Origin of the sequence: Pelomonas sp. Root1237, assembly GCF_001425055.1 — a bacterium.
Taxonomy (GTDB): Bacteria; Pseudomonadota; Gammaproteobacteria; order Burkholderiales; family Burkholderiaceae_C; genus Pelomonas.
On record NZ_LMDK01000016.1, the window covers coordinates 649,549 to 670,499 of the forward strand.

Consider the following 20,951-nt stretch of genomic DNA (forward strand, 5'->3'; position numbering starts at 1 on the left):
CCGCGGCTTCAGCGCTCCTGCTGCTGGGGGTCCCGCGGCTGCTTGTCGCCGCGCGTCGGCACGCCGTCCTGGCGGCCGCGCTTCGGGCCTTCTTCGCGCGGCTGTGCGCGGGGTTGCGCCTGCGGTTGCGGCTGAGGCTGCGGGCGTGGCACCTCGATCTGGCGCTGCGGCTCGGGCTGGGAGATGCGGCGTTGCTGCTCTTCGCGACGCTGCTGCATCTCGCGTTGTTGCGTCTCACGCTGTTGGGCTTCGCGATGCTGCGTATCGCGCTGCTGGATCTCCTCGCGACGCTGCTGAACCTCACGTTGCTGGGCTTCGCGATGCTGCGTATCGCGCTGCTGCGCTTCCCGTTGCAGCTGTTGCTGTTGCTGTTGCTGTTGCTGCTGCTGCTGCTGCTGCTGCTGCTGTTGCTGTTGCTGTTGCTGTTGCTGCTGCTGCTGCTGCTGCTGTTGCTGCGCGCGCCAAGGCATGTTGTCGCCACTGCGCTGCGGCTGCTCGACGCCGGGGCGCTGCTGCTGGGGAACCTGAGGCTGAGGGGCGATGGCCGGAACGGCCGGCTGTGCCGCCGCAGGCACAGGCACCTGCGGCTGCACGTCAGTACCGCGTTGATCGCGGCGCTGGGGCCGCTGGTTGCCCTCGCTGCGCCAGCCCATACTGGCCTCCGGCGCGCGGGGATTGCGGCGCGGGAGTTCGGTCTCCGGCGGCCGGGTGGGTGCCGCCGGCAGCACGGCTGCCAGGTCCCCACGGCCCGGCGCTGTCGGCAGCGGGCGGTTCCAGCCCGGCTCGGGGCGACGGTCGGGGCCACGCACCGGCAGCGGCTGGATGGCCGCGCCGGGGGCGGGCAAGGTGCTGACGGCCGCCGGTGCATCGCGGTATCGGTGCGGGCGCCGCACGGTGACGGGGTCGCGCACGTCGCGCGGATCGTTGACGCGGTTCACATAGCGCGGGCTGTGGTGGTAGGCCGGCACATAGACCTCACGCGGTGCCAGCGGGTACCAGCCAAAGCGTGGCGGCGGCGGGCGGCTGCCCACGCTGATGCCGATGCTGACGGAGCCACTGCCGACCCAGCCCACCAGGGCCGGTGCATAGACCGGGCGGTGCACATAGGCGCCCGGCGTCCAGCACCAGCGCCCGCCCCAGCTGACCCAGCGGCCATAGTGGAAGGGCGCGAAGCCCCAGGGCGCGTCGTCCACCCAGGTCCAGCCCCAATGACGCGACCAGGTCCAACGGCCATAGCGGTAGGGCGCCCAGTCCGCGACGGCAACGGTCGTCGGAATCCAGACCGTGCCGTACTCAGGCGCCGTCTCCCAGCGGCCATAACGGTCCAGGTCCTCGGCGCCGGTCATCTCGGGAGACACGTAGCGCGCGACGGGGCGGTCACCTTCCTCGCGGCTTTCGGCCAGCACCCAGTCGCCAAAGCCGTCGCTGAACAGCGGGCTGCGCTCGGCGCGGGGACCGTCGGGCCACCAGAATTCGGCCTGCTCGCCGGTGCCCAGCGTCACGGGCGAGGCGGCGCGAGCCCATTCAAATCGCAGGCGCCCCTGCCAGACATAGGCCTTGCTGCCGCGGTCGAGTTGCTCCACGCGGTAGAGGCCCTCGCGCTCGGGCTGCGCCGTACCCTCACGGGTGCGCAGCCGGGTTTCGGCGGCGTTCTCGGAGTTGCGCAGGCGCACGGCAACGTCGCCGCGGTCAATCTGCAGCAGTGTCTGGCCCTCATCGAGCTGGCTCAGCTCCAGGTCGCTGCGTTCGTCAACCCAGATTGACGTCGAGCCGGAACGCAAACTGATGCGGGCGCGGTCGTCGGTGCGCACGCGATCGCCCTCGCCGACGGTCTGGTTGCGCAACAGCCGCGTCCATTCGCGGGTGTCGTGGTCGAACAGCCAGGCATCGCCGACAACGTCGACGACTCGGGCCGCGCGGGTCGGAGGATCACGGTCGGCGTCCTGTGCCTTGACGGCAGGCGCGATCGCAATGAACAGCGCCAGAGCCAGCATGCGCCAGCTGTTGCGCTTCAGGACAAGCTTGGATTCGATGGACGTGGTCATGAGCCAATGCTCCTTTGCGCCTGCGCAACGCACAAGCTCCGGGTGCGGTGCACCGCACTTACAAGTGTTTCCATCTCTCAATCGTCGTCGGACGCGGGGTCGAGCTCCGGGAAGAGCACGGACGTGAAGCCGAAGCGAGTGAAGTCCTTGATCCGCATCGGGTAGAGGGTGCCATCCAGATGGTCGCACTCATGCTGCACAACGCGGGCATGGAAACCCTCGGCGATGCGGTCGATCACCGCACCATCGGCATCGAAGCCGGTGTAGCGGATGCGTTCATCGCGCTCGACGACGCCGCGCAGCCCCGGCACCGACAGGCAGCCCTCCCAACCCTCGGTGCGCCCGCCGTCCAGCACTTCGATCTGCGGATTGATCAATACGGTGGGCGGCACCGGCGGGGCATCCGGGTAGCGCACATTCTTCGTGTAGCCAAAGATGACCAGGCGCAGGTCCACGCCGATCTGCGGCGCCGCCAAACCCGCGCCATTGGCGGCGGCCATGGTTTCGAACATGTCGGCGATCAGCGCTTTCAGCTCCGGCGTGCCGAAGGCGGTGACCGGTTGGGCCACGCGCAGCAAGCGCGGGTCGCCCATCTTCAAAATCTCGTGCACCGCCACTGCGGCCTCCTTGGGCTATCGTGATCGGTGATTCTAGGAAGCCCCGTTCATGCTTGACTTCATCGAAGACCTCGGCCACGGCATCTACGCCATCGACACCGGCTTCCAGCGCCCGCGCTTCGATGCCGCCTATCTGATGGTCGAGAACGGCCGCGCCGCCTTCATCGATACCGGCACCAACCATGCCGTGCCGCGCTTGCTGGCGGCATTGAACGCGCTGGGGCTGTCACCGGAGGCAGTGGACTGGGTGATCCCGACCCACGTCCACCTCGACCATGCCGGTGGCGTGGGCCTGCTGATGGAGGCCCTGCCCCAGGCCCGCGCCTTGGTGCACCCGCGTGGGCTGCGCCACATGGTGGACCCCAAGGCGCTATGGCTGGGAGCGCTCGCCGTCTACGGCGAGGCCGAGATGCAGCGCAGCTACGGCAAGCTCGTGCCCGTGCCGGCTGAACGCGCCGAGGCCAGCCATGACGAGCAGGTCATCCACCTCGCCGGCCGGCCCCTGCGCCTCATCGACAGCCCCGGCCACGCCAGGCATCACCACGCGATCTGGGACGAGAGGAGCCGCAGCTGGTTCACGGGCGACACCTTCGGCCTGTCCTACCGCGCCTTCGACGTCGACGGCCGCGCCTGGATCCTGCCGACCAGCACGCCGGTGCAGTTCGAGCCCGAAGCGCTCAAGTCCACCGTCGCGCGGCTGCTGGCGGCCGAGCCGCTTGCAATGCAGGTCACCCACTACGGCTGCATCGGCGGCTCGGTGGACGAAGTGCGTCGCCTGGCCTCGCTGATGCTGGAGCAAGTGGACGAGATGGTGGCGCTGGCCGAGTCCCTGCGCGCCGCGCCGCGCCGTCACGAGCAGCTCAAGGCCGGCCTGCTGGATGGCTATCTCGCACGCCTGCGCAGCCACGGCCACCCGGCTGACGCCGAGGCCGCCGACTGGCTGGCCCTGGACGCCGAGCTGAACGCGCAAGGCCTCGAGGTGATGCTGGACCGCCCGGCCCGCTGACGGGGCGATGCGCCCCGCCGCGGTGCGTCGCCTCGCACCGCCTCTGTGCCACCCCTGCGTGGTGCATGCCGGCTCATGGGCGATGCCCGTTTCTGGCGCAGGCATGGTCCTTGCGACGTAGGAGATGAGGTGCTGCGCTGACGCGGCCCTCTGCTTCCGCAGAAGCATCGCCAAAGGCGGCGAACCTCATCTTCCGGCCCCGACCGAGCAGACCGCTGCTCTCGGGGCCTTCTTACTGGTGGCTCCGATCTGGCCTTTCCAAGCCCGTCGGCGCAGCCTGCTTCGCCCTGAACACACATGCAGCACATCGTCCTCATCGGCCACGGAATGGTGGGCCAGAAATTTCTCGAGTCCCTCGCGGAGGGCCCCGCTGCCGCCGACGTGCAGGTGACGGTGCTGTGCGAGGAGCCGCGCCCGGCCTATGACCGCGTGCACCTGTCCGAATTCTTCTCGGGCAAATCGGCCGAGGACCTGTCCCTGGTGCCCGAGGGCTTCTTCGAGAACCACCCCGGCTTCAAGCTGCGCCTGGCCGCCAAGGCCGTGACCATCGAGCGCCGCGACCACACCATCACGCTGGCCGACGGCGAAGTCGTCCACTACGACAAGCTGGTGCTGGCCACGGGCTCCTACCCCTTCGTGCCGTCAGTGCCCGGCCGCGATCGGCCGCATTGCCACGTCTACCGCACCATCGAAGACCTGGAAGGCATGAAAGCCAGCGGCGCGGTCTCCAAGACCGGCGTCGTCATCGGCGGCGGCCTGCTGGGCCTGGAGTGCGCCAAGGCACTGCGCGACATGGGCCTGGAGACGCACGTCGTCGAGTTCGCACCGCGCCTGATGGCCGTGCAGATCGACGAGGGTGGCGGCCGCGTGCTGCGCAAGAAGATCGAAGACCTCGGCGTGCAGGTCCACACCGGCCGCAACACCCTGGAGATCACCGACGGCGCGATGGCCCGCCACCGCATGGTGTTCGCCGACGGCACCTGGCTGGAGACCGACATGATCGTGTTCTCCGCCGGCATCCGCCCGCGTGACGAACTGCCCCGCCAGTGCGTGCTGGCCATCGGCCCGCGCGGCGGCGTCGTCATCGACGACCACTGCCGCACCAGCGACCGCAATGTCTACGCCGTCGGCGAGGTCGCGGCCTGGAACGAGCAGACCTACGGCCTGGTCGCCCCTGGCTATGAGATGGCCCGTGTGGCAGCCCGCCATATTGCGGGCGATGCCGAGGCCGCCTTCCCCGGCGCCGACCTGTCCACCAAGCTCAAGCTGATGGGCGTGGACGTGGCCAGCATCGGCGACGCTCATGGCAAGACGCCGAACTGCCGCAGCTACCAGTACGTCGACGAGCGCAAGCAGATCTACAAGAAGATCGTCGTCAGCGAGGACGGTGAGAAGCTGCTCGGCGCCGTGCTGGTGGGCGACGCCGCCGAGTACGGCACGCTGCAGCAGATGCAGCTGAACGGCATCAAGCTGCCGGCCGACCCCGAGTTCCTGATCCTGCCCAGCAGCGACGGCAAGGCCAAGGTCGGCATCGGCCCGGACGCCCTGCCCGACAGCGCCCAGCTGTGCTCGTGCAACAACGTCAGCAAGGGCCAGATCTGCTCGGCCGTCGGCGACGGTGCGACCACCATCGGCGCACTCAAGGCCTGCACCAAGGCCGGCGCGACTTGCGGCGGCTGCGTGCCGCTCGTTACCCAGGTGATGAAGTTCGAGATGGCCAAGCGCGGCATGGCCGTGAACAACCACATCTGCGAGCACTTCCCGCATTCGCGCCAGGAGCTGTACCACCTCATCCGCGTGGGCGGCATCAAGACCTTCAGCGACCTGATGGCCAAGCACGGCAAGGGCCTGGGCTGCGACATCTGCAAGCCCGCGGCAGCCAGCATCTTCGCGTCGTGCTGGAACGAGTTCGTGCTGGAGCCCAAGCTGGCCGCGCTGCAGGACAGCAACGACTACTACCTCGGCAACATCCAGAAGGACGGCAGCTACTCCGTCGTGCCGCGCATGCCGGGCGGCGAGGTCACGCCCGATGGCCTGATCGCCGTCGGCCAGGTGGCCAAGAAGTACGGCCTGTACACCAAGATCACCGGCGGCGCGCGCGTCGACATGTTCGGCGCCCGCGTCGAGCAGCTGCCCTTCATCTGGGAAGAGCTGATCGCCGCCGGCTTCGAGAGCGGCCATGCCTACGGCAAGTCGCTGCGCACGGTGAAGAGCTGCGTGGGCAGCACCTGGTGCCGCTATGGCGTCGACGACTCGGTCGGCCTGGCCGTCGAGATCGAGAACCGCTACAAGGGCCTGCGCGCGCCGCACAAGATCAAGTTCGGCGTCTCCGGCTGCACGCGGGAATGCGCCGAGGCCCAGGGCAAGGACGTCGGCATCATCGCGACGGAAAAGGGCTGGAACCTCTACGTCTGCGGCAACGGCGGCATGAAGCCGCGCCACGCCGAGCTGATCGCCAGCGACCTGAGCAAGGCCGACCTGCTTAAGTACATCGACCGCTTCCTGATGTTCTATGTGCGCACGGCCGACCGCCTGCAGCGCACCAGCACCTGGCGCGACAACCTCGAAGGTGGCCTGGACTACCTGAAGGACGTCGTCATCAATGACAGCCTGGGCCTCGCCGCCGAGCTGGAGGCGCAGATGCAGGCCGTGGTGGACACCTACCAGTGCGAATGGAAGACGGCCGTCACGACGCCCGAGGTGCGCCAGCGCTTCCGCTCCTTCGTCAACAGCGACAAGCCGGACGAGCGAATCATCTTCGTGGAAGAGCGCGGCCAGATCCGCCCGGCGCGTGCCGAAGAGCGCGAAGAAGAAGCCACGGCCTGATCAAGGAATCGACATGAACTACACCCCCATCTGCAGCGTCGACGACATCCTGCCCAACACCGGCGTGGCCGCTCGCGTTGGTGACCACCACGTGGCCGTGTTCCGCGTCGGCCAGGAAAGCTTCCACGCCATCGACAACATCGACCCGCGCTCCGGCGCCAGCGTGCTGGCCCGCGGCCTGGTGGGCAACCTGGGCGAGCGCATCGTCGTCGCGTCGCCGCTCTACAAGAACCATTTCGACCTGAACACCGGCGAGTGCCTGGAAGCGCCCGAGCAGTCGGTGCGCGCCCATGCCGTGCAGGTGCAGGACGGCCGCGTGCTCGTCGCGCTGCGTTGACTATTTGATTGGCGAAAGAGGAGACAAACCATGGCCTACGTCGTACCCACCGAGTTCGTGACCAAGATGGTCGATGCCGGTGAATCCAAGCTTCTGATGTCCACCCGCGACACGCTGATCCGCTCCTACATGGCGGGCGCCATCCTGGCGCTGGCTGCGGCTTTCGCGGTGACGGTCAGCGTCAACACCGGCAACCCGCTGGTTGGCGCGCTGCTGTTCCCGGTCGGCTTCATCCTGCTCTACCTGATGGGCTTCGACCTGCTGACCGGCGTGTTCACGCTGGTGCCGCTGGCCGTGCTGGACAAGCGGCCCGGCGCGACCTGGGGCGGTGTCATGCGCAACTGGACGCTGGTCTTCTTCGGCAACTTCGCTGGGGCGCTGACGGTGGCCGTCTTCATGGCCATCATCTTCACCTTCGGCTTCAGCGAGGCGCCCAACGCGGTCGGACAGAAGATCGGCACCATCGGCGAAGGCCGCACGGTGGGCTACGCGGCCCATGGTGCTGCCGGCATGCTGACCCTCTTCATCCGTGGCGTGCTGTGCAACTGGATGGTGTCCACCGGCGTGGTCGCGGCGATGATGTCGACCTCGGTTTCAGGCAAGGCCATCGGCATGTGGATGCCCATCATGGTGTTCTTCTACATGGGTTTCGAGCACAGCATCGTCAACATGTTCCTGTTCCCCTCGGGCCTGATGCTGGGCGGCAAGTTCACGATCATGGATTACCTGATCTGGAACGAAATTCCCACCGTGGTCGGCAACCTGGTCGGCGGCCTGACCTTCGTCGGCTTGTCGCTGTACTCGACGCACTACAAGACCGCTCCCAAACGCGTGATCGTGTGAGCCCCTCGTCCAAGGAGTACCTTGGCCGGTCCCCCGAGGGGACGGCGATGCTTGCGGCATCGAGCCGCAAGCACATCGCCAAAGCGGGCCGGCTTGGGAGCGGCCCGGCGCTCGGCCCGAAACGCTCCGGTGTCATTGCATGACTCTACGGGTCGCAGTCGGCCAGCACTCCGAGGCCGGCGTCAAGCCGCTGAACCAGGACTTCCACGGCGCAGCCCTGCCGACCGACGCGCAGCGCCGCTCGCGCGGCATTGCGCTGGCGATTGCCGACGGCATCAGCAGCAGCCCCGTCAGCCAGATCGCCAGCGCGGCGGCGGTGCGCGGCTTCCTGGAGGACTACTACGGCACCTCCGAGGCCTGGACAGTGCGCCGCGCCGCCCAATGCGTGCTGGCCGCCACCAACGGCTGGCTGCACGCCCAGACGCAGCTCGGCGAAGGCCGCTTCGACAAGGACCGCGGCCATGTCTGCACCTTCAGCGCCCTGGTCTTCAAGGGCCGCGAGGTGCATCTGCTGCATGTGGGCGACACGCGCGCCTACCGCATCCATCCCACCGCGCTGGAGCAGCTGAGCCACGACCACCGCGTGCGCCTGGACGGCGGCCAGACCTATCTGGGCCGGGCACTGGGCATCAGCCCGCATCTCGAGATCGACCACGCCTGCTGGCCCACCGAAGTCGGCGAGACCTATCTGCTGGCCACCGACGGCGCCTACGAGCACCTGGACCCGGCGCTCGTCGTCAGCACCGTCAGCCGCCACGGCGCCGAGCTGCAGGCCGCCGCCCAGGCCCTCGTGGCCGTGGCGCTGGCGCGGGGCAGCCAGGACAACGCCACCGTCATGCTGGCGCGCGTTGAATCCCTGCCCGATCAGCTCGCGCCGCCCGTGCAGCGGGAGCGCCTGCGCCTGCCGCCACGGTTGGCCCCACGCATGGAGTTCGAGGGCTACCGCGTCATTCGTGAGCTCTATGCGAGCGCAAGGAGCCAGGTCGTGCTGGCCGTCGATGCCCAGGAGCGCGAATGGGCGCTCAAGCTGCCCTCCGCCGAGATGGGCACCGACAGCCGGGCCCTGGACCGCTTCGCGATCGAGGAGTGGGTGGCGCGGCGCGTCGACAGCCCGCACGTCATCAAGGCCGCGCCGGCCGAGAAGCGCCGCGAGCACCTCTTCACCGCGATGGAGTTCATCACCGGCCAGACCCTGGCCCAGTGGATGACCGATCACCCGAAGCCTGGGCTCGACGAGGTGCGCCAGCTCGTCGACCAGATCGCCCGTGGCCTGCAAGCCCTGCATCGCAAGGAAATGCTGCACCAGGACCTGCGGCCCGAGAACCTGATGATCGACCGCCAGGGCACTGTCATCCTCATCGACCTCGCCTCGGCCCATGTGGCGGGCCTGAACGAGGGCCTGGGCGATGCGCGCGCCACCGACATCGCCGGCAGCCTGCAGTACACCGCGCCGGAATACTTCACCGGCGACGGCGGCACGCAGGTGTCCGAGCTGTTCTCGCTGGCCGTGCTGGCCTACCAGATGCTGACCGGCGCCCTGCCCTACGGCCTGCAGGTGCCCCAGGTGCGTGGCCCCCGTGACCTGCACAAGCTGCAATACGTGCCGCTGCGCACCCGGCGCCCCGACCTGCCCGACTGGCTGGACCGCGTGCTGCGCAAGGCCTTGCATCCCCAACCCTCACGGCGTCAGCAGGCACTGTCAGAGCTGGCGCATGACCTTTATGCACCCGGCCCCGAATTCATGAGCCGGGACCGCACGCCGCTGCAGCAGCGCCATCCGCTGCTGTTCTGGCGCGTGCTGACGCTGGTTTTCGGCCTGGCGACGCTGGTGTTGCTGGGATTGAGGCTGAGCGGCAGCTGACCCCCAACCGAGGGAAGGACCGGTGCTCCTGCCCAGTGAATGTGTTTCAGAATGTGCTCATTCCGCAGCACGCGCCGAAAGTGTGTACGCCGCAGGTTGGCGGTAGGAGCGTGGAGGGGCTTGAATGGGCAGTACGCCGTGGTTTCTGGAGAGCGTGGCCGCCGATGGATCGCGCGTCACGCATCGCATCGACCGGTTGCCGTTCAGCGTGGGTCGCGATGCCGGCAATGACCTGACCATCGAGGCGCAGGGGCTGTCTCGACGGCATGCCGAACTGCAGGCCGACGAGGCGGGCGGCCTGCTGGTGGTCGACCTGGGCAGCACCAACGGCACTTTCGTGAACCACGAGCGCCTGGTGGGCCCGCGGCAGCTGGCACCGAACGACATCATCCATTTCTGCACCGCCGAGTTCCGCCTGACCCACGACGAGACGCTTGCTGCGGCCACCGTGGCGGGCCCGCTGCCCATGCGCACGATGGTGGTCTCACCGGGCATGAACCCCCTCAGCCAGAACTTCGTGCGCCTGGAGGCGCAGTTCCTGGAGTTCCTGGCCGGCCGAGGCCTGACAGCAGCGGCGCAACCCATCGTCGACGCGCGCACGGGCGGGCTGTTCGCCTACGAGCTACTGGGCCGCTGCACGCACCCTGAGCTGCCCGGCTCGCCGATGCACCTGTTCCGGATGGCCGCCACGCTGCGGCGCGAGGCCGAGTTGAGCGAAGCGTTCCGCTCCCATGGCGTAGCGGCGCTGGCACCCAAGGCGCAGGGGATGCGCGTCTTCGTCAACGCCCATCCGAGCGAGACCTTCTCGGAAGAGTTCTTCCAGGCCCTGCAGGGGCTGCTGGCCCTGCCCACGCGGCCACAGCTGGTGGTGGAGGTGCACGAAAGCGCTGTGGTCGAAGTCGACCGCATGCGCGAGCTGGCCGAGCGCCTGAACGGCATCGGCGTGGAATTCGCCTACGACGACTTCGGCGCCGGCCAGGCAAGGCTGAACGAGCTGGCCGAGGTGCCGGCGCACTTCGTCAAGTTCGACATGGGCATCGTGCGCAACCTGCATGAGGCCAGCGAGCGCAAGCAACGCATGGTGCGCGACCTGGTGCGCATGGTGCTGGAGCTGGGCTCGGTGCCCTTGGCCGAAGGCGTCGAACAGGAGGCCGAGGCCCAGGTCTGCCGTGAGATGGGCTTTCGCCTGATCCAGGGCTATCTGACCGGCAGGCCGATCATGGTGGACACGCTGTAGCGGCTCCCCGGCAGACCGGGGAGCGGCGTTTCTCAAACGTCCAGGCCCAGCTCCTGGATCTTGCGTGTGATGGTATTGCGGCCGATGCCGAGCTTCTGGGCGGCCTCGATGCGGCGGCCGCGCGTGATGTCCAGCGCCGTCAGGATGAGCTGTGCCTCGAACTTCTTCGTCAGCGCATCCCACACGTCAGGTTCACCCGCCAGCAGCCTTGCGCGCGCATCGGCAGCCATGTCGGCCAGCCAACCTTCGCCGCTGCTGGTGCTGGCCGGCGCGGCGGCCGGCAGGGGCGCAGCGGCACTGGACTGCGCAGCCGGCACGCTTGTCATGGCCGTCGTGGAAGGCGCCGGGACATAGCCGGGCTGCACCTCGTCCGGCAGGTCCTTGGGCTCGACGGTCTGGCTGGGCGCCATGACGCTGAGCCAGTGACAGATGTTCTCCAGCTGGCGCACATTGCCAGGGAAGTCGAAATTGGTCAGCACGACGAGGGCGGCGTCAGACAGGCGCTTGGCCTCGACACCCAGCTCGGTCGCACTGCGCTGCAGGAAATGACGGGCCAGCGAGGGCACGTCCTCGCGGCGCTCGCGCAGCGGCGGCAGGCGCAGGCGGATGACGTTGAGGCGGTGGAACAGGTCCTCGCGGAACACGCCCTGGCGCACACGGTCTTCCAGGTTCTGGTGCGTGGCGGCGATGACGCGCACATTGCTGCGCATCGGGCTGTGCCCACCGACGCGGTAGAACTGGCCATCAGACAGCACACGCAACAGGCGCGTCTGCAGCTCGAAGGGCATGTCGCCGATTTCGTCGAGGAAGAGCGTGCCGCCGTCGGCCTGCTCGAAGCGGCCGCGCCGCGAGGCCTGGGCACCGGTGAAGGCACCGCGCTCGTGGCCGAAGAGCTCGCTTTCCAGCAGGTCCTTCGGGATGGCCGCGGTGTTGATGGCAACGAAGGGGCCTTCGCCACGCGGGCTGTGCTTGTGCAGCGCGCGGGCGACCAGTTCCTTGCCCGAGCCGCTCTCGCCCGTGATCATGACGGTGACGTTGCTCTGCGACAGGCGGCCGATGGCGCGGAAGACGTCCTGCATGGCCGGCGCCTGGCCCAGCATCTCGGGCACCTGCGCGGCGGCCTCCTGCTCGCCGGCCTCGCGCTGGCTTTCCTCCTGCGCGCGACGGATCAGCTCGACGGCACGCGGCAGGTCGAAAGGCTTGGGCAGGTACTCGAAAGCGCCACCCTGGAAGGCCGACACAGCGCTGTCGAGGTCGGAGTAGGCCGTCATGATGATGACGGGCAGCGCCGGCAGCCGCGCCTTGACCTTGGCCAGCAGTTCCAGGCCCGAGCCGCCGGGCATGCGGATGTCAGACACCAGCACTTGCGGACTGTCGTCGTCGAGAGCAGCGAGCATGTCGCGCGCATTGCTGAAGCTGCGCACCGGCAGCCCCTCGCGGGCCAGGGCCTTCTCGAGCACGAAGCGGATCGAGTGGTCGTCGTCAACAACCCAGATGGATTTCATGCGGTTCCTCAGCCCATCCTGTCGGCTTGTGGCGTCAAGGCAAGGGCAGCGTGATTCGGAAATTCGTCAGGCCCGGCTCGCTTTCGCAATCGATCATGCCCTGATGTTGCTGGGCGATCGTCTGCGCAAGCGTGAGTCCGAGTCCCGAGCCGCCCTCCCGCCCTGAGACCAGGGGAAAGAAGATGCGATCCCGGATCTCGGCGGGGACGCCGGGACCGTTGTCCTCAATATGCAATTCCAATGCCAAGCGCCAGCGCTGCTTGCCGATGGTCACCTGCCGGGCCACCCGCGTGCGCAAAACGATCTGGGCGTCGCCGGCCGCGATGCGCGAACCCAGCACCTGCGCGGCGTTCTGCACGATGTTCAACACCATCTGGATCAACTGCTCGCGGTCGCCGCGGAAATCCGGCAGCGAGGTGTCGTAGTCGCGGTGAATGACCAGGCCCTTGGGATGCTCGATGAGCACCAGCGCGCGCACCCGCTCGCAGATCTCGTGGATGTTGGCATCACCGACGACCTGGGCGCGGCGATGCGGGGCCAGCAGGCGGTCGACCAGGCTTTGCAGGCGGTCCACCTCATGCACGATGACCTGGGTGTATTCGGTCAGCTCGGGATTGCCGTCTTGCAGTTCCAGCGCCAGCAGTTGCGCTGCACCGCGGATGCCCCCCAGCGGGTTCTTGATCTCGTGGGCGAGGTTGCGGGTCAGCTCCTTGGTGGCCTGGACCTGGTCGAGGCTGCGCTCGTCACGGTCCTGGCGCGCCTGCTGGGCAATCTCGATGAGCTCCACCAGCACGCGCGGCACGTCGTCGTCGCCCGCATCCATCTGCGACACGATGACATGCACGGGCAGCCCATCCTCGTGGGCCCAGGAGCCGCGGCGCAGCAAGGCGTCGAAGCGGCTGCTGGAGTAATGGTTGGCAGCAACGCCGGCCAGGGTCTCGGTGAGGCGCTGGGCGTCATCGAACCAGTCGGGCAACTGGGCCTTCTGCACGCTGCGGCGCGACAGCCGCATGACGTTCTCGAAGGCGGCATTGGCGAACAGGCATTCGCCCTCCGCGCTGGTGACAACGACCATGGTCGCCAGCAAGTCCAGGCCGGCAAATTCCGCCGGCAGCAAAAAGGTATCGGTCATGGAGCGCCGGAGGCGCTCTGCGCCTCAGGGAAGTTTGGCGATTTCGCGCTTGAGCGCCTGGATGTCGGACTCGTGGCGGGCGATGCTGTCCTTGAGCTCGGCCATGCGGTCGAGGTACTTCTGGTAGTTGCGCTCGTCGCCGCGGCGCTCACCCTGGCCGTTGTTGAACTCGCGCTGCGCGGCCGCGAGGCGTTCTTCCGCCTGGCGCAGCTCGGTCTGCAGCACGCGGCGGCGCTCGTCGTCGCGCACGCGCTGCTGGCCGGCGTCGATGCGGCTTTCAGCACCGCGCGGCCCCTCGGCCACCGGTGCCGCCGAAGCGCTGGCGCGCGGCCTGGGTGCCTGCAAGACGGTGATCGGCGTGCCTTCGATCGTGCGGCAGCCCTTCTCGTTGGCTTCCTTCGCGCTCAAGGCATCGGTGTAGAGCACCGGCGGCCCGGGGCAGCGATAGACCGTGCCCTGGGCTTGCGCGCCCAGGCTGGCCAGGACGAACAACGGAGCCAGCAATCGATTCAGCATGGCGGGATTGTGGCTCAGCGTCGGCAACAAAAAAGGGGCCGCACCAGCGGCCCCCTTCCACGGGGATGACACAGGCAGCGCGTGTGCTGCCCATGGCCATCACAGCGCGTAGTACATGTCGAACTCGACCGGGTGCGTGGCCATGCGGAAGCGCGTCACTTCCTGCATCTTCAGCTCGATGTAGGCATCGATGTAGCTGTCGGTGAACACGCCACCCTTGGTCAGGAAGGAGCGGCCCTTGTCCAGGTAGTCCAGCGCCTGGTCGAGGCTGTGGCAGACGGTCGGGATCTTCGCGTCTTCCTCGGGCGGCAGGTGGTACAGGTCCTTGGTGGCGGCTTCGCCCGGATGGATCTTGTTCTCCACGCCGTCCAGGCCGGCCATCAGCAGCGCGCTGAAGGCCAGGTAGGGGTTGGCGGAAGGATCCGGGAAGCGCGCTTCGATGCGGCGGCCCTTGGGGTTGGCGACGTAGGGAATGCGGATCGAGGCCGAGCGGTTCTTGGCCGAGTAGGCCAGCTTCACCGGGGCTTCGAAGCCGGGCACCAGACGCTTGTACGAGTTCGTACCGGGGTTGGTGATGGCGTTCAGCGCGCGGGCGTGCTTGATGATGCCGCCGATGTAGTACAGCGCGAATTCGCTCAGGCCGGCGTAACCGTCACCGGCGAACAGGTTCTTGCCGTCCTTCCAGACGGACTGGTGAACGTGCATGCCGCTGCCGTTGTCGCCCACCAGGGGCTTGGGCATGAAGGTCGCGGTCTTGCCATAGGCATGGGCGACGTTCTGGATGATGTACTTCTGCAGCTGCAGCCAGTCGGCGCGCTGCACCAGCGAGCTGAACTTGGTGCCGATTTCCATCTGGCCCGCGTTCGCCACTTCGTGGTGATGCACCTCGACCGGAATGCCCATCTGCTCGAGGATCAGGCACATCTCCGAGCGCATGTCCTGGCCGCTGTCGACCGGGGGCACGGGGAAGTAGCCGCCCTTGACGGTGGGACGGTAGCCGGAGTTGCCGTGCTCGTATTCCTTGGAGGAGTTCCAGGCGCCTTCCTCGGACTCGATCTTGAAGAACGAGCCGGACATTTCATTGCCCCAGCGCACGCTGTCGAAGATGAAGAACTCGGGTTCCGGGCCGAAATAAGCCGTGTCGCCCAGGCCGGAAGCCTTCAGATAAGCCTCGGCGCGCTTGGCCAGCGAACGCGGGTCGCGCTCATAGGCCTTGCCGTCGGCCGGGTCGACCACGTCGCAGGACAGGATCAGCGTCGGCTCTTCGAAGAAGGGGTCGATGTTGGCGGTGTTCGGATCGGGCATGAGCAGCATGTCCGAGGCTTCGATGCCCTTCCAGCCGGCGATCGAGGAGCCGTCGAAGGCGTGGCCCGAAATGAACTTGTCTTCGTCGAAATGGGAGACCGGCACGGAGACGTGCTGCTCCTTGCCACGGGTATCGGTGAAGCGGAAGTCAACGAACTTGACTTCGTTTTCCTTGACGATGTTCATCACATCGGCGACGGTCTTGGCCATCAATAGCTCCTAGCGGGATCTGGACAGGGGTGGAATGCCGCCACCGACGCACACGCGCCAGCGGCCACGGGGGGATTTAAAGCAGGTTGCATGCCAGATGCACCGACATGGGTTGCTGCCCGGCATCGCCGGGGATTATGTGGCGGGGCCCGTGACAGCGCGAGAACTATCGCACCAGCTCGGTGCCGATGGTTGCACCAAACTGGATCACGCCCCGCTTCAGGGCGTCATAGGCGACGTCGAGGCTTTGCGCCTCCCCCTTCACTCCCAACTCGATACAGCGTCCCCATTGCGGATGGTCGACGCTCGGCAGGCTGAAGACCTTGATGCCGGCGAACTCGGCCTCGATGGCCTCCATCAGCGGCGTCAGGCTGGCCTCCATCGCGCCCTGCACGATCAGCGAGCGCTCGATGACGCCGGCCTGGCGATGCAATTGCGGGAAGCGGTCCAGCACCCAGGCCATCATCGGATGCGCCATGACCGGAAAACCCGGCACGAAGTGGACGTTGCCCACGAAGAAGCCGGGGATCTTGTTGAAGGGGTTGGGCACGATGCCGGCGCCTTCCGGGAAGACGCCCATCTCCAACCGGCGCAGCGTGTCGGGCTCGTCGGCCGTCACCGTCTTGCCCTGTTCGGCCGCCATCTGCTGGATGCGCTGCCAGATCAGCTCGCGCGCCTCGGGGTGCAGGGCCAGCGGCCGGCCTAGCGCCGCTGCGGCGGACTGGCGGGTGTGATCGTCGGGCGTCGCGCCAATGCCGCCACAGCTGACGATGAGATCACCGCTCGCAAAAGCCTCGCGCAGCTTGCCGACAAGCTGCTCACGGTCATCGCCCAGGTATTGCGCCCAGGCGAGCTGCATGCCGCGCTGCCCCAGCAACTCGATGAACTTGGCCAGGTGCGAGTCCTGGCGTTTGCCCGAGAGGATCTCGTCGCCAATGATGATGAGACCCACTTGCATAGCTTCAGCTTTCGATGAGGACGGCAGATTCAGCCACCGGCTCCGCCGCCCGCCGCGCCTGCAGGGCGCCCAGCGCGTAATGGGTGAACCAGGCGGTCGAGAAGGCGAAGACCAAGGTGTACAGCCAGATCGCCAGCAGCACGACGAAGGGCGCAAAGATGACGGCGGCCACACCGGAAACGGCCCAGATCAGTGACGGCACTGCGCCGAGATAACCGCAGACCACGCCCATGGCCAGCATCGGGATGCGGTGCTCCTTCAGCAATGCGCGGCGCTCCTCGGCGGAGGCATGGTCCGCCAGCACGTCGAAGCCGAAGACACGGTAGGTCAGCCAGCCCCAGATCAACGGCGGCAGCACCATGACGAGGGGCGGGATCAGCCACAGCGGCATGGACAGCAGGATGAGCACCAGCGCGATGACGGTGGCGCCCAGCGAGGCCGCGACGCTCTGCATCAGCGTGCCGCCGCGCTTCTTCTCCAGCAGCGGGAAGCGGCGCTGGGCGACGAGGCGGACGATGGCCGGCGTCATCAGCAGCGCGACCAGCAGCAGGCTCATCAGAATGACGACCGGCAGCACGCCAGCCAGCACGACGATGGCCGCCAACGCGCTGCGGAAGGCCTGCAGACCCCAGCTGTCCAGCCACTGCAGCAGGCTCTCGATGAGGCGCCAGCTCTCCAGCGTCGCGCGCACTGCGGCAATGGCGCCCTCCCAGAAGAAGAACATGAAGCCGAACACCAGCACGCCACAGATGAGCAGCGGCAGCAACGACAGCCCGATAACGCGCGGATGCAGGCAGTAGGCGGCGGCGCGCCAGAAGGAGTCGACGAGGCTTTGCATCAAGCGGCTTTCCTGAACGAGCGGAACAGGCGGGTCAGCCCCAGCCATTGCTGGTGCCAGAAGCCGCCGCCGTAGTCGCGGCCACCTTCCTCGGGCAACTGGTCGCGCACACCGGTGGCGTCGAAGCGATTCTCGAAGTTGGCGGTGCGGAACAGCAGGTCCCATAGCGGCAGCAGGACGCCGAAGTTGTGGCCGCCCAGCGTGCCGCGGCCACCGGATTCGTGGCCGATGCCGATGCTGTGGTGCAGGCGGTGGAAGCGTGGGCTGATCAAGAGGCGCTCGCCGATGCGCCCAAAGCTGATGCGCGCGTTCGCATGCTGCAGGCTCTCGTGCAGCTGGGTGATGACGGTGATGGCGACGAACTGCCCCGGCTCCACACCGATGAGGCGGGCCAGCAGGGCCAGCGCCGTGCCGAGCAGCACGTCGTCCAGCAGGTGATTGCGGTTGTCGCTCCACATCGTCATCTGGCGTTGGCTGTGGTGCAGGCTGTGCAGGGCCCACCACCAGTTGAACTGGTGCTGGGCGCGGTGCAGCCAGTAGCCGACGAAGTCGAAGACGGCGAGGTAGAGCAGCAGGCTGACCCAGGCGACATCGGTCACGCCGGGCCAGATGCCGTCGAGCTGCCAGGTCGGCAGGCCCGCCATGCGCAGTTCGCCAGCGATGCCGTCCCACAGCGGCTCGATGCTGAAGAAGATCAACAGGCGAACGAGGCCGAGGCGGTGGATCAGCGTGTAGATGACGTCGGTGCGCACGGCCGCGTGGTCAGTCACCGGCTCGACCGGCCAGCGCCGCTCCAGGATGCCGATGCCCAAAACGATGACGACGATCTGGATCAGCCCCAGTAGCAGCCAGCCGGTCGCATCGAAGGCGTCCTCCAGCAGGTTGCCAAAGCCCAGTCCGAACACGACCGGCTGCACGACGGACTCGTAGAGCCACAGCTGCAGGCTGTCGAAGGCGTTGGCGATCCAGTCGATCACGGCTTGCGGGCGTAGGTTTTGGGTTCGATCTTCAGGGCGACCTTGGTGTCGGCGGCCTTGAACAGTGGGGCGTAGCGGGGATGCTCGCGCAGCAGTGCAAAGCATAGGCCCCGCTGCTCCAATCCCGTCATCAGCGGCTCCAGCACGGCCGGCGCCCAGGGGTCCTGGCGTTCCCAGATGCCAAGGTGGGCGAGCAGGATGTCACCGGGCTTGATGTCGCGCAGCGCCTTGTCCAGCAGCTGCGCGTTGGGGTGGCTCTGGCTGGGCAGTTCATCGCCCAGGAAGCCCGCGCTGCTCCAGCCCACATGGGTGAAGCCGCAGGCCTTGGCGGTATTCAGCAGGGCCTTGGACGAGCGTCCCGCCGGCGCGCGGAAGATGGGGCCCAGCGACTTGCCCGTCATGGCCGTGAAGCGCTCGCCGACCTTCTTCAGGCTCTCGCAATACTGCTCGGGCGTGACCTCGTGAACGACAGGCGGGTTGACGCCGGCCTGCGTCTTCACCTTGAAGCGCACCACCTTGCCGTCGGCATCCAGCACGTCTTCCATGAAGATGTCGTGGTCCCAGGTGTGGGCGCCGAAGTCATGGCCCTCGGCTGCACGCTCGCGCCACCAGGGCGCCCAGGTGTCGTCCAGCGTCGTGCCGCCGGTCAGCGTCGGTTCGTTGGCGAGGAAGAAGGTCGCTTTCGCGTTGTGCTTCTTCAGCGTCTCGGCGATCAGCGGCGCAACACCCATGTGGCCGGTGTCGAAGGTGAGGTAGACCGGCTTGTCGCAAGACGGTTGCGCGGTGGCCGCAGTGACCACCAGCGCCAGGGCCCAGGCTTTCATAGACGAGGTTGGTGATCCAGCGTCCAGATGCCGTGCGGCGACTTGCCCACCTTGACCTGCCTGACGACCTTGCGCGTGGCGGTGTCGATCTGCGTGAGCTTGCCGGCCCAGCGCGAGGTGACGAGCAGCGTCTTGCCATCGGTCAGCAGCTCCATGTCGTCGGGACCTGCCGGCGCCGGATATTGGTCGACGACGGTCAGCGTCGTCAGGTCGATCTTGCTGATGGTGTTGGCGGCGCGGTTGCTGACCAGCACATGGCGCTTGTCGCCCCATGCACGGAAGGAATGGGCACCGGCGCCTGTCAGGATGCGTTTGGCAAGCTTGGGTGCGCCTCCGCCGCTGACGTCCCAGACCTCGACGAACTTGTCGCCGGTCAGGCCGACGAGGATGAAGCGGTCATCCGGCGTCAGGTAGATGTCGGCCGGCATCTTGCCGACGGCCTGCTTCCACTTGATGGTCTGCGTCGCCAGGTCGATGGCCAGTAGCTCGTCGCTGTCCTGCAGACTGGCGTAGAGCGTCGTGCTCTTGGTGTCGATGTTGAGGTGACTCGGCGTCTTCGGCGCCGGGATGCGCTTGACCAATTGCAGCGGCTCGGCCGCAACGCTGCCCTGCCAACGGTAGAGGTCGACGCGGTCCAGTCGATTGGACGCCGTGACGAGCCATTTCATGTCCGGCGAAAAGCGCAGGTGATAGGGGTCGGGAATGCCACGCACCACACGCTGGACCTCGGCCGTGCGCGGATCGATGAAGGTCAGCGAATCGGCCAGCGCATTGGCGACGATGAGGGACTTCTCGTCGGGCGACAGGTAGAGGTGGTGGGGCTCCTTGCCGGTCGGGATGCGCTTGATGACGGTGAAGCTGGCCGGGTCGACGACGGAGATGTCGGCGTCCAGCGAGTTCAGCACGAAGACAGGGGGGCGGCCATTGCCCTGGGCATTGGCCTGGGCCAGGCCGGCCAGGACCATCAGGAGCGCGAACGCGCTGCGACGAAACATTCCAGGAGTCCTTAAAAGCAAAAAGGGCGGCAGCCGCCGCCCTCCACAACGCGCCAGTTTACCGGGGCGCTTACTCGTCGTCGCCGCCGAGGATGCTTCCCAGCAGCCCACCGCCGGCAAAACCACCGAGAACCGAGCCCTCTTCCTTGTGGCCGCCCATCTGCGGCGCCGCCGCAAAGATGCGCGAAGCCAGGCGCGAGAAAGGCAGGCTCTGCAGCCAGACCTCGCCCGGGCCGGTCAGCTTGGCCAGGAACAGGCCCTCACCGCCGAACAGCGCCGTCTTGATCTTGCCGACGTACTGGATCTCGAAATTGACGTTGGGCGTGTAGGCGACGACGCAGCCCGTGTCCACCAGCAGGGTCTGGCCCGGCTGCAAGCTGCGCCGGACGATGGTGCCGCCGGCGTGCACGAAGGCCAGGCCGTCGCCCTCCAGGCGCTCCATGATGAAGCCCTCGCCGCCGAAGAAGCCGGCGGACAGCTTCTGCTGGAAGGCGATGCCCAGGGACACGCCACGCGCCGCGCACAGGAAGGCGTCCTTCTGGCAAATCAGCGTGCCGCCCAGCGCCGACAGATCCATGGGGATGATCTTGCCCGGATAGGGCGCCGCGAAAGCCACGCGCTGCTTGCCGGCGCCGTTGTTGGTGTAAATGGTCGTGAACAGCGACTCGCCCGTCAGCAGCCTTTTTCCCGCGCCCAGCAGCTTGCCGAGGAAGCCACCCTGGTTGGCCGAGCCGTCGCCAAAAACGGCGTCCATGCCAATGGCGGAGTCCATGAAGAACATCGAGCCCGCCTCGCCGATGGCCGCCTCGCCGGGATCGAGCTCGATCTCGACGAACTGCATCTCGGCACCCTTGATCTCATAGTCGACAACATCCATGGCCATGTGGCCCTCCCGGCGATAAAAAACGGCCTGGATGAT

18 protein-coding genes are annotated in these 20,951 nt (G+C 67.3%); 6 read left to right on the forward strand and 12 right to left on the reverse strand.

The features are described 5' to 3' along the window. Positions 1–8 precede the first annotated feature (8 nt). Together ASC91_RS29450 and def are read right to left on the reverse strand one after the other, a co-directional pair. Entirely contained in the window at positions 9–2,045 is a 2,037-nt protein-coding gene (locus ASC91_RS29450) for a DUF6600 domain-containing protein (RefSeq protein WP_056198355.1), read from the reverse strand. Positions 2,046–2,122: 77 nt separating this feature from the next. Further along, positions 2,123–2,662: a peptide deformylase gene (gene def / locus ASC91_RS15795; protein ID WP_082532714.1), complete on the reverse strand. Its 540-nt coding sequence runs from the start codon at positions 2,660–2,662 to the stop codon at positions 2,123–2,125. Positions 2,663–2,711: 49 nt separating this feature from the next. Between def and ASC91_RS15800 the strand changes: the two genes are divergently transcribed. The 6 genes from ASC91_RS15800 (at position 2,712) to ASC91_RS15825 (ending at position 10,772) form a co-directional block, all read left to right on the forward strand. Beyond that, entirely contained in the window at positions 2,712–3,668 is a 957-nt protein-coding gene (locus ASC91_RS15800; RefSeq protein ID WP_056198363.1) for an MBL fold metallo-hydrolase, read from the forward strand. A gap of 297 nt (positions 3,669–3,965) precedes the next feature. Beyond that, positions 3,966–6,494 (forward strand): nitrite reductase large subunit NirB, encoded by a 2,529-nt coding sequence (gene nirB / locus ASC91_RS15805; protein ID WP_056198366.1) that lies wholly within the window; start codon positions 3,966–3,968, stop codon positions 6,492–6,494. Positions 6,495–6,507: 13 nt separating this feature from the next. Continuing rightward, the gene (gene nirD, locus ASC91_RS15810; RefSeq protein ID WP_056198369.1) at positions 6,508–6,831 is read left to right on the forward strand and encodes a nitrite reductase small subunit NirD; all 324 of its coding nucleotides are present in this window, start codon (positions 6,508–6,510) and stop codon (positions 6,829–6,831) included. Between the two features lie 30 nt (positions 6,832–6,861). Further along, positions 6,862–7,674, forward strand: a complete 813-nt coding sequence (locus ASC91_RS15815; RefSeq protein WP_056198371.1) for a formate/nitrite transporter family protein — start codon at positions 6,862–6,864, stop codon at positions 7,672–7,674. A gap of 139 nt (positions 7,675–7,813) precedes the next feature. Next, positions 7,814–9,535: a bifunctional protein-serine/threonine kinase/phosphatase gene (locus tag ASC91_RS15820; RefSeq protein WP_056198374.1), complete on the forward strand. Its 1,722-nt coding sequence runs from the start codon at positions 7,814–7,816 to the stop codon at positions 9,533–9,535. A 124-nt stretch (positions 9,536–9,659) separates the two neighbouring features. Beyond that, the gene (locus ASC91_RS15825; RefSeq protein WP_056198377.1) at positions 9,660–10,772 is read left to right on the forward strand and encodes an EAL domain-containing protein; all 1,113 of its coding nucleotides are present in this window, start codon (positions 9,660–9,662) and stop codon (positions 10,770–10,772) included. A 32-nt stretch (positions 10,773–10,804) separates the two neighbouring features. On the opposite strand, the gene ntrC is transcribed toward ASC91_RS15825, so the two are convergent. From ntrC to ASC91_RS15875, 10 genes are all read right to left on the reverse strand, one after another. Continuing rightward, positions 10,805–12,277: a nitrogen regulation protein NR(I) gene (gene ntrC / locus ASC91_RS15830; RefSeq protein WP_056198380.1), complete on the reverse strand. Its 1,473-nt coding sequence runs from the start codon at positions 12,275–12,277 to the stop codon at positions 10,805–10,807. 34 nt (positions 12,278–12,311) lie between these two features. Continuing rightward, positions 12,312–13,409, reverse strand: a complete 1,098-nt coding sequence (gene glnL, locus ASC91_RS15835) for a nitrogen regulation protein NR(II) (RefSeq protein WP_056198384.1) — start codon at positions 13,407–13,409, stop codon at positions 12,312–12,314. Positions 13,410–13,433: 24 nt separating this feature from the next. After that, positions 13,434–13,925, reverse strand: a complete 492-nt coding sequence (locus ASC91_RS15840) for a hypothetical protein (protein WP_056199659.1) — start codon at positions 13,923–13,925, stop codon at positions 13,434–13,436. A gap of 99 nt (positions 13,926–14,024) precedes the next feature. Next, the gene (glnA, locus tag ASC91_RS15845; RefSeq protein WP_056198387.1) at positions 14,025–15,440 is read right to left on the reverse strand and encodes a type I glutamate--ammonia ligase; all 1,416 of its coding nucleotides are present in this window, start codon (positions 15,438–15,440) and stop codon (positions 14,025–14,027) included. 166 nt (positions 15,441–15,606) lie between these two features. Then, a complete protein-coding gene (locus tag ASC91_RS15850; protein WP_056198390.1) occupies positions 15,607–16,398 on the reverse strand; it encodes a molybdopterin-binding protein in 792 nt (263 codons plus the stop codon). A gap of 4 nt (positions 16,399–16,402) precedes the next feature. Further along, positions 16,403–17,236 carry an EI24 domain-containing protein gene (locus tag ASC91_RS15855; protein WP_056198393.1) on the reverse strand — a complete coding sequence of 278 codons (834 nt, stop codon included), beginning with the start codon at positions 17,234–17,236 and terminating at the stop codon, positions 16,403–16,405. Further along, a complete protein-coding gene (locus ASC91_RS15860; RefSeq protein WP_056198396.1) occupies positions 17,236–18,213 on the reverse strand; it encodes a sterol desaturase family protein in 978 nt (325 codons plus the stop codon). Before ASC91_RS15860 ends, ASC91_RS15855 begins: the two co-directional genes overlap by 1 nt. Continuing rightward, complete coding sequence (locus tag ASC91_RS15865) at positions 18,210–19,037, reverse strand: polysaccharide deacetylase family protein (protein WP_082532715.1); 828 nt, start codon at positions 19,035–19,037, stop codon at positions 18,210–18,212. The genes ASC91_RS15860 and ASC91_RS15865 overlap by 4 nt, the downstream gene beginning before the upstream one ends. Continuing rightward, a complete protein-coding gene (locus ASC91_RS15870) occupies positions 19,034–20,032 on the reverse strand; it encodes a hypothetical protein (protein WP_082532716.1) in 999 nt (332 codons plus the stop codon). The genes ASC91_RS15865 and ASC91_RS15870 overlap by 4 nt, the downstream gene beginning before the upstream one ends. A 70-nt stretch (positions 20,033–20,102) precedes the next feature. Further along, a complete protein-coding gene (locus tag ASC91_RS15875) occupies positions 20,103–20,915 on the reverse strand; it encodes a TIGR00266 family protein (RefSeq protein WP_056198399.1) in 813 nt (270 codons plus the stop codon). Between the last annotated feature and the right edge of the window lie 36 nt (positions 20,916–20,951).

What these genes read in the sequence shown, in the direction of transcription:
- ASC91_RS15875 (WP_056198399.1), bottom strand. Translation starts at nt 20,915, where the DNA reads ATGGCCATGGATGTTGTCGACTATGAGATCAAGGGTGCCGAGATGCAG.
- ASC91_RS15855 (WP_056198393.1), bottom strand. Translation starts at nt 17,236, where the DNA reads ATGCAAAGCCTCGTCGACTCCTTCTGGCGCGCCGCCGCCTACTGCCTG.
- ASC91_RS15800 (WP_056198363.1), top strand. Translation starts at nt 2,712, where the DNA reads ATGCTTGACTTCATCGAAGACCTCGGCCACGGCATCTACGCCATCGAC.
- nirB (WP_056198366.1), top strand. Translation starts at nt 3,966, where the DNA reads ATGCAGCACATCGTCCTCATCGGCCACGGAATGGTGGGCCAGAAATTT.
- ASC91_RS29450 (WP_056198355.1), bottom strand. Translation starts at nt 2,045, where the DNA reads ATGACCACGTCCATCGAATCCAAGCTTGTCCTGAAGCGCAACAGCTGG.
- ASC91_RS15815 (WP_056198371.1), top strand. Translation starts at nt 6,862, where the DNA reads ATGGCCTACGTCGTACCCACCGAGTTCGTGACCAAGATGGTCGATGCC.
- ASC91_RS15825 (WP_056198377.1), top strand. Translation starts at nt 9,660, where the DNA reads ATGGGCAGTACGCCGTGGTTTCTGGAGAGCGTGGCCGCCGATGGATCG.
- ASC91_RS15865 (WP_082532715.1), bottom strand. Translation starts at nt 19,037, where the DNA reads ATGAAAGCCTGGGCCCTGGCGCTGGTGGTCACTGCGGCCACCGCGCAA.
- ASC91_RS15840 (WP_056199659.1), bottom strand. Translation starts at nt 13,925, where the DNA reads ATGCTGAATCGATTGCTGGCTCCGTTGTTCGTCCTGGCCAGCCTGGGC.
- ntrC (WP_056198380.1), bottom strand. Translation starts at nt 12,277, where the DNA reads ATGAAATCCATCTGGGTTGTTGACGACGACCACTCGATCCGCTTCGTG.
- nirD (WP_056198369.1), top strand. Translation starts at nt 6,508, where the DNA reads ATGAACTACACCCCCATCTGCAGCGTCGACGACATCCTGCCCAACACC.
- ASC91_RS15870 (WP_082532716.1), bottom strand. Translation starts at nt 20,032, where the DNA reads ATGTTTCGTCGCAGCGCGTTCGCGCTCCTGATGGTCCTGGCCGGCCTG.
- ASC91_RS15850 (WP_056198390.1), bottom strand. Translation starts at nt 16,398, where the DNA reads ATGCAAGTGGGTCTCATCATCATTGGCGACGAGATCCTCTCGGGCAAA.
- glnL (WP_056198384.1), bottom strand. Translation starts at nt 13,409, where the DNA reads ATGACCGATACCTTTTTGCTGCCGGCGGAATTTGCCGGCCTGGACTTG.
- glnA (WP_056198387.1), bottom strand. Translation starts at nt 15,440, where the DNA reads ATGGCCAAGACCGTCGCCGATGTGATGAACATCGTCAAGGAAAACGAA.
- ASC91_RS15820 (WP_056198374.1), top strand. Translation starts at nt 7,814, where the DNA reads ATGACTCTACGGGTCGCAGTCGGCCAGCACTCCGAGGCCGGCGTCAAG.